Below are 13343 nucleotides of genomic sequence, written 5' to 3'. Positions count from 1 at the left end.
CGCCCTTGCTCATCTCCTGGCCCGCTCGACCACTTCCTCCAGCCGCAACGGGCTGGGCGGGTGATGGCTCAGGCACAGCGGCGCGAGCATCCGCCGGAACCCGAACCCGTCACCGGTGACGTAGAACTGCCCGCGCTCCAGCCGGGAGATGTCCGCGATGCTGCTTCCCTTGGCCCGCGCCATCTCCGTGGCGGCCGCGATCTGCGCAGGGCTGTTCAGCCGCCCGAAGAACTGCGTGGTCGCGTTGCCCGTCACCTGGTTGTGCACGCCCTTCGGCGCCTGCGTGGCGAGCACCAGCCCGAGCCCGTACTTGCGGGCCTGCGACGCCAGCAGGATCGTCGTCTGCGTGCTCGCCGTGGCCTGCCCCGACGGCGCGATCGTCTGCGCCTCGTCCATCACCATCAACCCGCCGAGCGGCCGATCACTCGCGGGATTCCTCTTGATCCAGGCGAAGACCTCCAGCTGCAGCTGGCTGATGAACCCCTGCCGCTGCTCGTCGGACGGCAACCCGACGAAGCTGACGACGGAGATCCGCGCCTTCTTCCCCTGCCGCGGCTGGAACAGCTCACCGGGATCGGTCGGTTCCCCTTCTCCGGCGAGGAGAGGATCGTTCACCGTGGCCGCGCGGAGCGTCTCGGCGAGATCGGCCGCCGTGGCCTCCGCCGAGTGCAGCTTGCTGACACCCTCCGGCAGTTCGGCGAGCAGGTCCACGAACCCGTTCAGGTCCCGCCGGTCCTTGCGCGCGTAGTACCGCAACGCCTCCTTGAGCACGGCCCGCGCACGCACCGCGAACTTCGTCCCACTAGCGATGCGAGCGTGCGGCACCAATCTCGCGACAGCGGCCTCGATCGCGGCCTCGAACTCGTCCTCATCCCCGCGCACCGAAGCGAAATCGGGCAGGGGGTGAAAGCTCAAGGGCCGCCCACTGGCCCGTCCCGGTGTCCACACCACGACCTCCGTGCCGGCGAGGTACTCGGCGGCCAGCTCCGCATCCCCGTCCCGCCAGTCCCCCGGCGCCTCCGGCCACGCGTCACCCAGCCGTGCCAGGTCGTTGTTGGGGTCCAGCACGATCGCCGAAACCCCTTGCACCGCACACTCTTCGACGATCCGCCGCAGCAGTACCGTCTTCCCGCTCCCCGACCCCGCGAACACGATCACGTGCTTGCGCAACGACTCCAGCTCGATCCGGACCTCCCCGTCCATCCCGAGCACGATCTCGCCGGCCCGCGGCGGCGGCCGCGTCTCCTGGTGACCCGCCGCCGTCCGCTCCTGGTCGGGCAGCACCGCGCGCAGGAAAGTCGTGCCACTGGCGGGTTTCCGCGCCACCAGCCACGCCAGCAGCTGATGCGTGTGCACCGCGCAGATCTCCTTGAGAGCGCTGAACGTCCGCAGGTCGTCGTCCGTGATGTCGACGCACCGCCCGCCCGCCTCCTCCAACTCGGCGACCTGCCGGCGCGTCACCGCCCCGGTCCACCCCTTGGCGCCGTTGCGAATGATGACGAGATGCCGTCCCCTCGCGCCGTGCGATCCCTCGGCGGCGGCGCGCGCGTCCCGCAGCTTCCGCAGCACCCGGTTCCCGTGGCTGCTGGCGATGAACCGCAACCCCCACCGTTCCTGCGTGTCCAGCTCCTCGTTCACCGTGAGCCGCAACCCGGCGTGCAACCCCATGTCGTCCGAATGGGGTTCCGGATGCCACTTCAGCTCGTCGTTGCCCACCTCCGTGATCCACGACTTCAGCCCGGCCAGCAACAACGCCGGCACGACCTCGTCCTCGTTGTGCGGCCTGACGTCCGCGGCGGAGATCCCGGCCGTCTTCTTCAGCTGCGCGAACCGCGCGTCGAACTCGGCCAGGTAGTCCGGCTCCGGCCCGGTCTGAACCACCACCGGGGCGACGACCTCGGCCTGCTGGGGCTCGTCGAACGATACGAGCTCCCGGATCTCCCCGTACAGACACGCCTCCGCGTGCTGATGCACCCGCTTGAGCAGCTGCCGCGGCGTGCGCGCCGACCAGTTCGCCGGCTCGAACGCGCTCGGCGCCACGGGCCAGGTCGGGTGCGGCGGCGTGATGCCGTTGCGCTGGTACATGACGCCGAGCCACTTCTCCAGCAACCGCTTGCCCAGCACGGGATCCGCGATCGACGCGAGGATCGGCGTGGTGGTGAAGCGGTCCTCGACGGTGTCGCTCGCGATCGACTTCAGCAGCTTCCACGTGTTCGGCAGGCACGCCACCACGGTGATCGTCCGCCTGGTCGTCTCGCGCAGCTGCATCAGGCCGTCCGCGATCTCGGCGATCTCCTGCACGAGCTCGGGGTTGGTCACCGCCTCCCCGGTCACGTCCTGGCCCTTGTTCACCAGTGTGTCCAGCTGGTCGACGGCGATCACGCACGGCCCCGTCATCGCGAGCACCCGCGAGATGTCCCTGACCAGCGTCCGGGACGGGTTGGCCTCGACCGGCAGCCCCCAGCGCCGCCGCTCGTCGCTCGACTCGTCCACGCCCTTCAGGTAGGACCTGCCGACGTCGGAGTACTCCGACGCGTACAGCACGAGTGCCCGGATCGCGTCCCCGCACTCGACGGCGATCCTGCTGTCCACCGTCCTCAGCGCGTGCAGGAACGTCCGGAGGTGCTCGGGCGTCAGCGGCGCCTCGCCCGTCACCGCCCGCGCGACGTCCGCGGACACGTCGGCCCCCGTGCACAGCTGCCTCAGCAACACGGCCAGCTGGATGTCGCCCCCGTCGTTGGCACGCCGCAGCTCGCTGCGCATGGCGTCGGCGATGTCGTCCCAGAACGCCTTGCCCGACGTGACCTCGACGAGGAAGAAGTAGCCGCCGTGTTCCTGGACGGTGCTGCGCACCGACCCGAGCAGGTGCGTCTTGCCGACGCCCTTCTCCCCCTGCAGCACCAGCCCACCGATGCTCGGCCCCGCACTCGCCCTGGCGTCGGCGATGCCGGCTCTCAGGCGGTGTTCGGCCCTGGTGTGCAAGCCCTCGACGTGGAAGGGCGAGGCGTGCCACACGTCGTCGGGTGTCTCGGCGGAGTTGAAGCGCACGACCGCCAGCGCCTCGCGCAGGTGCTCGGTCATGATTCCTCGATCGCCAGCAGGTGCTTGTCCTCGTCGCCGATCCGGATCGCGGCCTGGTGGTCCTCCTCCGTCAGCACCTTGCGGTTCGAGTCGGGAACCAGGTGGGCGTCACCGCCCTTGACCATCTTCAGCAGCGTCTCGTCGACCTCGTCGCGGCCCGCTTCGAGCCGTGGCCGCAACTTCGCGAGCCGGACCCAGTCCTGGTAGCCGTCCCCCAGCTCCAGGTAGACCCCCCGGATCACGTCCTCCAGGTCCTGCTCGGTCCTGACCGCCTCCGCGAGCGACCCCCTGCCGTTCAGGAACCGCAGCACCCGCTTCAACACGGCGGCCTGCACCCTCGCGAGCGGTCCCCGCACCGACGCCTCCCCCTCCATGAGGTCGTTCAGGCACCACGCGGTGCCCTTGTCCGTGATGCGGTGGACGAGCCGCCGCCCCTCCTTGACCGTCTCGATGAGACCGTCGTCGTTGAGGGCCTCCCGGTCGTCCTTCCCGAGCTCGATCTTGTGCTCCTTCAGCAGCTCGACGTTGGGGACCATCCGGTCCTCCAGCATCAGCTGCACCAGTGCCGCTCTGGCGCTGGGTGCGTACGTCTCCGGCATCACGCCGCCCTTTCAGTCGGTGAACGCGGTGATTCGTCGCTCGATGCGGGCGAGCAACGCGCTCGCCTCGCCGCGCAACCGGGCGGGCACGGTCGCCCCCGACCCGTTGCGATGGGGTTTGCTGAGCAGCAGCAGGTCGGCGGACCGGTCCCGCAGCAGTTCCATGTCGCCGTCGTCCAGCGCCCCGGCCATCCCCCGGACCGTCTCCTCGACCAGCGCGAACCGCCCGGCGTACGGCAGCTGCTCCGGCAGCTCCCGCAGGGCGGCCTCAGCGCTGAGCAACGCCTCGTGGTCGGGTTCGGTCTCGGCCGCCGGGGTGGTCTTGATGAGGTCGTGCAACGCCCGTGCGACCCGCACGGGCCTGATGGCGGGGTCGAACTCCAGGTGCTGGAGGCTGCGCAGGAAGCCGGGCAGCCGGTCGCGGTCCGTGCCGCGGGTGAGCAGGCAGAACATCTGCCGTTGCGCGCCGTCCGGCCCGAGCGTGCGGCGCACGAACCGTTCGGCCTCGGTCAGCTGCCAGCGGCTCAGTTCGCCGGCCACCACCAGGCAGAGGTGCTCGGCGACGTCCTCGGCCTGGTCGAGGATCTCCGGGTCGCCGGACACCGACCGGTCCGCCTTGACGCCGAGCAGCCGCAGCTCGGTGATCAGCTCGGTCCCCGTGCTCCACAACGTCCGCGGGCTCGACACGAGGAGCTCCAGGTCGAACTTGCGGCGCTGGGAGCGGGCGGCCGTGACGTAGGCGTCGCGGTTGTCGGTGAGCAGGTCGGTCCGGTCGAACTCCTGCGCGATCACCGCGGCGACCGTCTCCAGCGCGTACGAGATCTGGTCGGACGACGGCTGCAGCTCCTCCAGCACCGGCAGCAGCTCGCCGAAGCTCCAGTAGGAGATGTAGGGGACGGTGACGTGCCGCAGCATCTGCTCCGGGGTCACCGACTTGACCAGCCAGTTGCGGAACAGCGGCGTGACGACCTCGGCGCACTTCTTCTGCCACGTCTCGGCGCGTTCGTACTCCATGCGGTTGTCGAGCCGGGACAGCACCGGCATCACCTGGTGCCGCGGCCGGTCGTAGGGCAGCCGGTCCCTGGCCCGGTCGGCGAGGCGCGCGACGCCGACGACGTCGTTGAGGTTCTGGTCGTTCGCGGTGAACACGACGACGAGGCGGTCGGGCAGCTGGGCCGTGCAGATGCTCGCGATGTCCGAGACGCCGGTGCGGCTGTCGATCAGGACGAAGTCGTACTTGGCGGTCCACTCCTCGCGGTACTCCTCCAGGTGGGCCGCGAACCCCCTGCGGTAGAGCTCCTCCCAGTCGAGCGCCTGCATCCGGCGGGCGTAGGAGTCGTCGAGGCCGCGTTCGTCGACGCCGCCGGCCGCGATGAGGTCGAGGACGCCGTCGACCTGGACCCTGACCTCGTGCGCGCTCGGCGTCCGCACGCCGTTGAGGAACTCCTGCGCGATGTCGACGACCCCGCTGCGCGGCGTCGTGGCGAGGTGAGGTCCGAAGTAGAGGTGCAGGCCGGGCGCTTCGAGGTCCCAGTCGACGACGAGCACGCGATATCCCCAGCGCGCGAGCAGGACCGCGGTGTTGGCCAGCGTGAAACTGCGTCCCACGCCACCTTTGTAGGAGTAGAACGTGATCACGGTTCCGGTCATCACTCGAACCTCGGTAACGGGGGCGGCGGGATGATCACGGGATTCGGCCGTTCGACGATCGGCCAGTCAGGACTCCACGGCGGCACCTGCTTCGCCAGCTGCACGAGGTCGCGTGCCAGCACCCGCACCTGGCGGCAGAAAGCGAGGTAGTCGACGGAGTCCTGATAAACGGCGTCCGGGTGCGCGTATTCCTTGAAATCCTGCCAGGAACGCATTCGCCCGATGTCCGGGAAGTTGTCGGAATCCGAGTAGAGGATCGGGTAGATGAGTCCCTGGGAGATGTCCGCGCCGGCCAGGCCGAGCATCGCCTCGCGCTGGTGCATGCTCTCCAGCTCCGCCATGCACCAGTCGGACTCGAAGTACGGCGGCGTCAGCAGCTGGATCATGATCTTGCTGTAGCGCAGCGAGTTCTCCAGGTTGTACGCCCACTCCACGGCCCTCGGCATGGTGCGGTCCACGTACACCCGCGGCGCAGGAGCGCACTCGTCAGCGAGGTACTCGACGAGCTTCTTGTGGAAGTGCGTCAACAGCCACTTCTGCACAGTGCCTTTGCGGCTGTAGCTGATGAAGAAATCGTACTTGTAGGACACAGCGCATCACGGTAGATGCGACCACACCGTCGATAAAAGACAAAAAAGTGGGCATTTTCGGGGCTTCGGACCAAAAAATGGACAATAACTGGGCGGCCGGCGCCCTTTGTCCCCGCACAGCAAGAAGCCCCCGATCATGATGATCGAGGGCTTCTTGTCCTGAGTGGACGATACAGGGATTGAACCTGTGACCCCTACCGTGTCAAGGTAGTGCTCTCCCGCTGAGCTAATCGTCCGAGCGGATGACGAGACTCGAACTCGCGACCCTCACCTTGGCAAGGTGATGCGCTACCAACTGCGCTACATCCGCGTTGCTCCCCGGTTTCCCGTGGTGCGAGGTGAACTTTATCCGACGGTCCCCCGAAGTTCCAAATCGGCTGATCTTGAGGCCGAGGCGCACCTGCGGGGGTCCGGGGGCGGAGCCCGCCGGGCGGGGTCTGGGGGTTGCACCCCCAGAAAACACTGCGGGGCGAGCTGGTTCGCGCTTTCCGCGAACACAACTCGCCCCGAGTCCCACATGGACGATACAGGGATTGAACCTGTGACCCCTACCGTGTCAAGGTAGTGCTCTCCCGCTGAGCTAATCGTCCGAGGCGGAGACGGGAATCGAACCCGTGTACAGGGCTTTGCAGGCCCTTGCCTAAGCCACTCGGCCACTCCGCCAGGAGCATGACCCCACGACGCGTGAACGCCGTGGAACCACAGAGCGGATGACGAGACTCGAACTCGCGACCCTCACCTTGGCAAGGTGATGCGCTACCAACTGCGCTACATCCGCGTACATCACTGACTTCGTGATGTTGAAACAAACCTTATACGAGGGGTTCAAGCGGTTTTCACCGGGGGTACCCGCTTCGCCTTCGCGGGCCCCCTACCTCGGGTTATTCAGCTGAGGTCGTTGGAGATGAGGTGCGTGAGCGCCTCGTCGACGTTGACCCACAGGTGCTCGTTGCCCGGCACGACGACGTCGTAGGTCCGGTCGAGGAAGTCGGCGAGCTCCTGGGCGGACGCCTCGAACATGGCGTGTCCGGACGGCGAGCTCAGCTCGATCACGACGACCTCGGGGTCGTCGGCGGCGGGGCGGATCCGGACGTCACCGTCACCGGCGTCGGCGATCAGGCCGTCGGCGAGCAAGTCGCGGGCGTAAACCCACTCGACCCAACCGGCGCGGCCGGTGCGGAACGCGGCGACGACCGCGTACGGGTCCTTTGTGTCATATCGCAGCTCCACCTGAACCGGGACCGCGGGGGTCCTCGGCGCCAGCAGGTCGAAGACCGCTGTCGAGCGGAGCGTCACGTGATCGTTGCGCATCGTCGTTACCCTCTTCTCCCTTCCCGGTCAGTGAAACGACCGAGCACCTCAGTTGTGACGTGCCTGTGGCGAGGAACGCTCGCGAAACGGGGTCAGATCACCCCATCGGGTCAGTTCGACTCCGGAACGCGACCGCGTGCACGCACTCCGTGCCCCCCTCGCTCCTCGGCGGATGTCCAGCGCCCCCCATCTTGCTGGGTCTAACCTGAACCCGGTACCGGCTGTTGCGCGAATGTTGGACGTGAGGACATCTCTGGTGGCTGACTCGCCCGGCCCAGCCGTTGCGTCGCGCGACGGCCGGCCGACCGACATCGAGCTCGTGCACAGACTCGCACAGGGCGATCGGACGGCGTTCGGTGAGCTGTACGACAGGTACGGCACACCAGCCTATTCCCTGGCCAGGCGCATCTGCGTGGACCCGGAACTCGCCGAGGACGTGGTCCAGGAGGCCTTCCTCGCGCTCTGGCGGCACCCCGCCAGGTTCGACCCCGCCCGCGGCAGTTTCGGCACCTGGTTGATGACTTTGGTGCACCACCGCGCGGTAGACGCCGTACGTAAGGAGAACACCCAACGCCGCCGGACTGTTCCCCTCACCGACGACGTCTCCCCGCCGGCGGAGGGATCGGACCACGCGGCATTGGTCAGCGTGGTGAGCGCCGAGGTCAGAGCGGCGCTCCACACGTTGCCGGAAGAACAGCGCCAGGTGATAGCCCTCGCCTATCTAGGTGGCTACACGCAGTGCGAAGTGGCAAAACTGACAGGCGTACCCCTCGGCACTGTGAAATCGCGCACGTTCGCAGCGATAAGACGTCTGAGAGGCACGTTGGGGAACTTGTGGGCCGGAGAAACCGGCGAGACGACAGGAGTCCACCGGTGAACGGCGACCTGTGCGCTCACGAGGAGCTCGCCGTCGGCTGGGCGATGCACTCCTTGGAGCCCGACGAGGAAGCACTGGTCCGCGACCACCTGCCGACCTGCACGACGTGCCAACACACCGTGCAGGCAACGGAGGAGGTACTAGCGGGCATCGGCGGCGCCGTCCGCCAGGAGCAACCACCACCACACCTCCGCGCGAGGCTGATGGACCAGATCCAGCACATCCCCCAAGACCCACCGATCGCCCACACGCCACGCCACGCGGTCGTGACCCCGCTACGCCCCCAACACCGCCGCCGCACAGGCAGGGCCCTCCTGGCCGCGGCAGCAGTAGCCCTCGTCCTGGCAGGCGGCGGCTACCTGACCGTGCGCGTGAACCAGCTCTCCACCGAGGTAGCAGCCTCAGAAGCCAGAACCGACGACCTGAACAAGGCCCTCTCCCTGGCCGCCAACCCGGCCACCAACAGGGCCATCCTCCGCACCACGGCGGGCAACGAGGTGGCCGTCATCCTCTCCAACCCCACCTCGGGCGCGGTGATGCCGATGAACCTGAAACCGAACGACCAGGGCCACGTTTACGTAGTTTGGGGTGCGAGCACCAAAGCGCCGGTACCGTTGGCGGTGTTCGACGTACGAGCCGGCTCAACAGACCCGCAACTGCTGGCCTGGTCCGCCGACGCCCACAAACACACGACCTTCGCGGTGTCCCTGGAACCAGGCCGCCAAGCACCGACAACCCCGTCGGAAGTGCTGGCAGGCGGCCAGGTGGCACCCGCCTAGTCCAACCAGGATGATCGACACATGACGAAGCCCAAGGCGAAGCCCGACGAACACAAGGGCTGGCGCCACTGGTTCCACCGCAACCCGGCGCTGAACCTGGCCTACCGCATCGGCGTGGGCGTGATCGGCGGCATCGTGCTGATCGCGGGCATCATCATGATCCCGTACCCGGGCCCGGGCTGGCTGGTCGTCTTCGCGGGCCTCGCCATCCTCGCCACGGAGTTCGAGTGGGCGGGCAAGGTCCTCAAGTTCGCCAAGCGCTACTACGACCGCTGGGTCGAGTGGCTCAAGCGCCAGCCGGGCTGGGTCCGAGGCCTGGTGATGGCAGGCGTCTGCGCCATCGTCCTGGTCACCTGCTACCTCCTCAACGTGTTCGCCCTGGTAGGAGGCTGGCTAGGCGTCGACTGGCCCTGGTTGCAGAGCCCGATTTTTGGTTCTCGTTGATGATGTTGTAAGCTATCCCCACACCGCGAGAGCGGGGCAAGCAACACAACAGAACACGGGCGTTTAGCTCAGCGGGAGAGCGCTTCGTTCACACCGAAGAGGTCACTGGTTCGATCCCAGTATCGCCCACACAACCTGAAAGCCTCTGACCTGCGAAGGTCGGGGGCTTTCAGGTTTTTTGCATACCGTGAAACACCTGTTTTGGGTGCATCGGTAGCAGATCTGGTAGCAGATCGGTGTTTTCGCACGTCAGATCAGCCCTCTCGCCGAGGACGGCAGGAACAGACCAATCACTGCCTCGGCAGCGTCGCGGTCGAGGTCCTCGATGTCCGCGGAGTAGGTGTCGAGCGTGAACGCCACGGTCGCGTGCCCCAAGCGGGAACTGACAATCTTCGGGTGCACGCCCGTCCGAAGCGCGATCGTCGCGTAGGTGTGGCGCAGGTCATGAAATCGAATCTTCGGCAGCCCGAGGAAATCGACGATCCGATTGAACTCCTCGGTGATGGTGTCCGGGTAGATCGGCCGCCCGTCCGCCCAGCAAAACGCCAGACCGTGGTCCTGATAGGAGTCGCCCCACTCCTCCTTCTCCCTCTCCACTTGGTGAAAGTGGACGGCCAGTACGCCACACGTGAAGCTGTCCAGCGCCATGGGTCGACGACTCTTCTTGCTCTTGCCAGTACCTTTGACTGCCTTCCCTCCGGCGATGACCCGCGTGGTGATAGCCATGCGCACGAGCTTCTTCGCGAGATCGAACGCCGCGAGCTCCACACCGCACAGCTCTGAACGCCGCACGCCGGTCGAGGCTTCAAGAACCCACAGCGCGTACCAGCGGTGGTGCTGCACGTAGTCGAGGAACACCACCATCTGTTCCGGCGTCCACGTGTTGTGGTTCCGCCTCGGCACCGACGGAGCCTTGACACTCCGGATCGGGTTTACGCTGATGTACTTCCACACCACCGCCACGTTCATCGCAGCGCCGAGCATGATGTGCACGGTCTTGACCGTCTTCGCCGAGAGCCCCGGCTCGTACGGCTTGGGAATTCGGCCGACTTCATAGCGCCGAACCGCGCGCCGCGCAGCGGCATACGTCAGACCGACCTTGTCCGCGATCTCCCGCGGCCGGATCTCCCGCCCCTCGGCTTGGGCTGCCTTCCACAAGGCGTACATCTCACCGTTAGTGTCGCGCTTCTGACGTCCCTCGGCGAGCAGGTACTCGTAGAGGGCAGCCACCATCGACGGCACGAAGTCCTGCATCAGACGCTTCCCCACGATCGGCATCACGTAGGTCCGCGCCGCCACCTCGTAGTTGGAAGCGGTCGTGGCTTCGACGGTAAGACGGATGTAGGGGAAGTAGGCCTCGAAGAAGTCGTTGATCGTGGCGCGAGACGGCTTCACGTAGGTCTCGGTGACGAGATCCTTGCGGGCCTCCGCCATCCCTTCGTACGCCTCGTCTTCAGTCTCGTAGCCGCTCTTGGTGATGCGGTCCCGAACCCCAGTCAGAGGGTGCGGCGGCCCTGGAAACGCATACGCCCACTTACGGCCCCGCTGGAACACCGAACCTTCGGGAGCGGGTGGCTTGCGCCGCCGTTTGCTCTTGCCGGTCATGCGGCTACATCCCGAGCAACGCCATCCTGTTCGGCCTCGAGGAACTCGATGAGCCGAGCGCGCACGACATACACCCGCCGCCCCAGCCGACGGACACCCGGCAACAGGCCGGCATCGGCGTACCGGTAGGCCGATGCCCTGCTGATGCCGAGCATCCGTGCCGCTTCCGGAACCGACACGAGAGCTGGCCCCCGATCGCTCACCGAGGCGCTCTCCGCGTCAAGGCTATGCGCACGATCAGCCGCAACCCCGAGAGCTGACAGCTCACGAACCTCGCCGTGGCGAGCACCATCACCAGCTCGTGCAGCTGTCCTCGCAAAGCGGGCGACAGACAGGCCGTCTCGATCTCCTGCAGTTCCATTCATTTGAACCATCCCTCTTGATCGAAGTGGCGATGGCTCCTGCGTCGGAGCCGAACGCCGCACACCCAGTAAGGTAGCACCTAACTGGATAAGTCATTACATTACTCAGGCAGCGGCGAGCTAACCGTGGACATCGAGGTGGCCTGGCGTGACGAGGTTCTAGGCGCTCATCGGGAAGACTGAGCGGCACGTGGCGCTCAGGAAGAGCACCTCACACGCGAAGACGAAGGGCGTGACGGTGGAGCTTCGATGGCGCCTCCGGCAGGTGATGGCCTCCCGCGAGGTGTGGACGGGCAAGGAGCTTCGAGAGCTGCTGGCCCAACGCGCCGACTTCTCCATCTCTCCCCCGTCGGTGTACGCCCTGCTGAACAAAGAGCCGGCCCAGGTGAAGACCGAGACCCTGCAAGCCTTGTGCACCGCACTGCGGTGTACGCCGAACGAGCTGTACGGCGTGACCTCGCCGCGCGAGGTGTCACTGGCGGACGACTCGGCAGCTTCGTCGCCCCCCGACTGAAAGCAGTCCGCCCCACACGAGCTCGACATTCAACGTCGAGCAGTGCGTCCGAGACCGAAGGCTCAGCTGGCCAGAACGATGTCGCAGACGGCCGGGAGAGCGCCATGACTTCGGCGACGGTCAACGGTTTCGCTGTCACCGTGACCCCTCTTCCTGCCTGGCGAAGCGAGCGATCGCGAGGTCGTGGAACGCGCGGTTGAGGTCGACCCCGACGTAGGAACGTCCAAGCTGGCGAGCGGCAAGGCCTGTCGTCGCTGTTCCGCTGAATGGGTCGAGCACCACGCCGCCCTGTGGACACCCGAGCTCGATCGCTCGCCGCGCGATCTCGACCGGCCCCACTGCTGTGTGGCCGCGAAAGGACTGCGTCGGCACGCTCCACACATCGCCGAGCGGACTCAACGCGGGCACGAAGTAGTGGTCCTTCGACATCGCAAAGAAGAAGACCGACTCGTAGCGAGTGCCGAGGCGATCCCGCACGGACTCAGGTCGAGCGTTCGGCTTGTGCCACACGATCGAGTTCCGCAAAAGCCAACCGTCCTCCTGCATCGCGAGCGCAACTCGCCACGGAACCCCGATGAGGCTCTTCCTCAGCACACGGGATTGAGGTGGCCGGTGCGTGCCGTGGCGACGGCGGCGAACCTCGTCGCCGGCAGTGGGCGCTGTTGAGCCGACGGCGACGTAGTTTCCCCACGATCCGCCGTAGGAGTCGCCGAGGTTCAACCAGCAAGTCCCAGACGGTTTGAGCACACGACGTACCTCGGCGAACAGGTCGCGCAGGACTTCAACGAAGTCCTCGACGCGTTCCTCCTGCCCGTACTGTCCGACGACGCCGTAGTCGCGATGCCCCCAGTACGGCGGCGACGTCACCACGCAATCAACAGAACGCGCAGCGAGTCCGCAGAGCACCTGCAAGGCGTCACCCAGGTGAAGCTCGATCCCTGCGCTTTGGTGGTAGGTGGAGGCCGTGCTCATGCCGCACTCCTCTCCGTCTTGCTGGTGATGTCTACGAACCTTCGACCGAGCAGTCGCGCCGCTTCCGCAGTCGCGGACGAACGGGGGAACAGTTCGAGCACCGCACCGCCTGTAGGACAGCCGGCCTCGACACACCTCAAGAACGAGGTACTCGCCCACACGTCCCCAGGGCCCTTCGCGTCATCACGAAGCGAATCGCGATCGAAGTAGTAAGTCCGCGACTTCGTGAGCAGGAAGACGAGCTCGTGAGCCGTCCCCAGGCGCCGAAGTCCGGATGCCGGCCGCACCTGGTGCTGCAGGACGACGGCGTTGCGCACGATCCACCCGTCCGCCTGCAAGGCGAGCGCGACTCGCCAAGGCACCCCAACCCATGCGTCGCTCTGCTCGACGTCCGCCAACTGCAACCAGACCGTGCCGGTCGGCACGAGGACCCGGCGGAGCTCCACGAAGACGTTCTGGAGTTCGACGACACCGCTCGGTCCGCCCACAGCTGGCGGCCGCACGATCGCGCAGTCGACAGACCCGTCCGCGAGGTTTTGGAGGGCTTCCAAGATCGCCA

Annotated in this window: 14 protein-coding genes and 6 tRNA genes; 5 read left to right on the top strand and 15 right to left on the bottom strand. The window is 66.8% G+C overall.

The window, feature by feature from the left end; all coding sequences use genetic code 11:
* Positions 1-9 precede the first annotated feature (9 nt).
* The 10 genes from ACQEU1_RS40410 to ACQEU1_RS40365 form a co-directional block, all read right to left on the bottom strand.
* Positions 10-3081: an ATP-binding protein gene (locus tag ACQEU1_RS40410; protein ID WP_433214546.1), complete on the bottom strand. Its 3072-nt coding sequence runs from the start codon at positions 3079-3081 to the stop codon at positions 10-12.
* Positions 3078-3680 carry a hypothetical protein gene (locus tag ACQEU1_RS40405; RefSeq protein WP_433214543.1) on the bottom strand — a complete coding sequence of 201 codons (603 nt, stop codon included), beginning with the start codon at positions 3678-3680 and terminating at the stop codon, positions 3078-3080. Before ACQEU1_RS40405 ends, ACQEU1_RS40410 begins: the two co-directional genes overlap by 4 nt.
* Before the next feature lie 12 nt (positions 3681-3692).
* Positions 3693-5330 carry a KGGVGR-motif variant AAA ATPase gene (locus ACQEU1_RS40400; RefSeq protein ID WP_433214540.1) on the bottom strand — a complete coding sequence of 546 codons (1638 nt, stop codon included), beginning with the start codon at positions 5328-5330 and terminating at the stop codon, positions 3693-3695.
* The gene (locus tag ACQEU1_RS40395; protein WP_433214537.1) at positions 5330-5920 is read right to left on the bottom strand and encodes a TIR domain-containing protein; all 591 of its coding nucleotides are present in this window, start codon (positions 5918-5920) and stop codon (positions 5330-5332) included. Before ACQEU1_RS40395 ends, ACQEU1_RS40400 begins: the two co-directional genes overlap by 1 nt.
* A 164-nt stretch (positions 5921-6084) precedes the next feature.
* A tRNA-Val gene (locus ACQEU1_RS40390) sits at positions 6085-6156 on the bottom strand.
* 1 nt (position 6157) lies between these two features.
* A tRNA-Gly gene (locus ACQEU1_RS40385) sits at positions 6158-6230 on the bottom strand.
* Between the two features lie 208 nt (positions 6231-6438).
* Positions 6439-6510, bottom strand: a tRNA-Val gene (locus ACQEU1_RS40380).
* A gap of 1 nt (position 6511) precedes the next feature.
* Positions 6512-6583: transfer RNA gene (locus ACQEU1_RS40375), tRNA-Cys, on the bottom strand.
* A 42-nt stretch (positions 6584-6625) separates the two neighbouring features.
* Positions 6626-6698 (bottom strand) — tRNA-Gly (locus ACQEU1_RS40370).
* Between the two features lie 107 nt (positions 6699-6805).
* Entirely contained in the window at positions 6806-7231 is a 426-nt protein-coding gene (locus ACQEU1_RS40365) for an SsgA family sporulation/cell division regulator (protein ID WP_030477975.1), read from the bottom strand.
* 256 nt (positions 7232-7487) lie between these two features.
* Between ACQEU1_RS40365 and ACQEU1_RS40360 the strand changes: the two genes are divergently transcribed.
* From ACQEU1_RS40360 to ACQEU1_RS40345, 4 genes are all read left to right on the top strand, one after another.
* Positions 7488-8108, top strand: coding sequence for an RNA polymerase sigma factor (locus ACQEU1_RS40360; RefSeq protein ID WP_433214533.1), 621 nt, complete (start codon positions 7488-7490; stop codon positions 8106-8108).
* On the top strand, positions 8105-8887 hold the full coding sequence (locus ACQEU1_RS40355) for an anti-sigma factor domain-containing protein (RefSeq protein WP_433214530.1): 783 nt from the start codon (positions 8105-8107) through the stop codon (positions 8885-8887). The genes ACQEU1_RS40360 and ACQEU1_RS40355 overlap by 4 nt, the downstream gene beginning before the upstream one ends.
* A 21-nt stretch (positions 8888-8908) precedes the next feature.
* Positions 8909-9331: a TIGR02611 family protein gene (locus ACQEU1_RS40350; RefSeq protein WP_433214527.1), complete on the top strand. Its 423-nt coding sequence runs from the start codon at positions 8909-8911 to the stop codon at positions 9329-9331.
* 57 nt (positions 9332-9388) lie between these two features.
* A tRNA-Val gene (locus ACQEU1_RS40345) sits at positions 9389-9460 on the top strand.
* Between the two features lie 120 nt (positions 9461-9580).
* Here the strand turns inward: ACQEU1_RS40345 and ACQEU1_RS40340 are convergent.
* From ACQEU1_RS40340 to ACQEU1_RS40330, 3 genes are read right to left on the bottom strand one after another with little or no spacing between them, the layout of a single operon-like run.
* Entirely contained in the window at positions 9581-10936 is a 1356-nt protein-coding gene (locus tag ACQEU1_RS40340; protein WP_433214524.1) for a tyrosine-type recombinase/integrase, read from the bottom strand.
* Entirely contained in the window at positions 10933-11115 is a 183-nt protein-coding gene (locus tag ACQEU1_RS40335) for a helix-turn-helix domain-containing protein (RefSeq protein ID WP_433214521.1), read from the bottom strand. The genes ACQEU1_RS40340 and ACQEU1_RS40335 overlap by 4 nt, the downstream gene beginning before the upstream one ends.
* Positions 11116-11135: 20 nt before the next feature.
* Positions 11136-11297 carry a hypothetical protein gene (locus ACQEU1_RS40330; RefSeq protein WP_433214518.1) on the bottom strand — a complete coding sequence of 54 codons (162 nt, stop codon included), beginning with the start codon at positions 11295-11297 and terminating at the stop codon, positions 11136-11138.
* Between the two features lie 239 nt (positions 11298-11536).
* Here ACQEU1_RS40330 and ACQEU1_RS40325 point away from each other — a divergent pair, with 239 nt between their 5' ends.
* Complete coding sequence (locus ACQEU1_RS40325; RefSeq protein WP_433214515.1) at positions 11537-11812, top strand: helix-turn-helix domain-containing protein; 276 nt, start codon at positions 11537-11539, stop codon at positions 11810-11812.
* 135 nt (positions 11813-11947) lie between these two features.
* Here the strand turns inward: ACQEU1_RS40325 and ACQEU1_RS40320 are convergent, their stop codons facing one another.
* Both ACQEU1_RS40320 and ACQEU1_RS40315 read right to left on the bottom strand, forming a co-directional pair.
* The gene (locus ACQEU1_RS40320; protein ID WP_433214512.1) at positions 11948-12784 is read right to left on the bottom strand and encodes a DNA-methyltransferase; all 837 of its coding nucleotides are present in this window, start codon (positions 12782-12784) and stop codon (positions 11948-11950) included.
* Positions 12781-13335 carry a DNA methyltransferase gene (locus ACQEU1_RS40315; RefSeq protein WP_433214509.1) on the bottom strand — a complete coding sequence of 185 codons (555 nt, stop codon included), beginning with the start codon at positions 13333-13335 and terminating at the stop codon, positions 12781-12783. Before ACQEU1_RS40315 ends, ACQEU1_RS40320 begins: the two co-directional genes overlap by 4 nt.
* Between the last annotated feature and the right edge of the window lie 8 nt (positions 13336-13343).

The organism is Lentzea sp. CA-135723, from assembly GCF_050936595.1.
Classification (GTDB): Bacteria; Actinomycetota; Actinomycetes; order Mycobacteriales; family Pseudonocardiaceae; genus Lentzea.
This window is presented reverse-complemented; position numbering and strand designations above follow the sequence as displayed.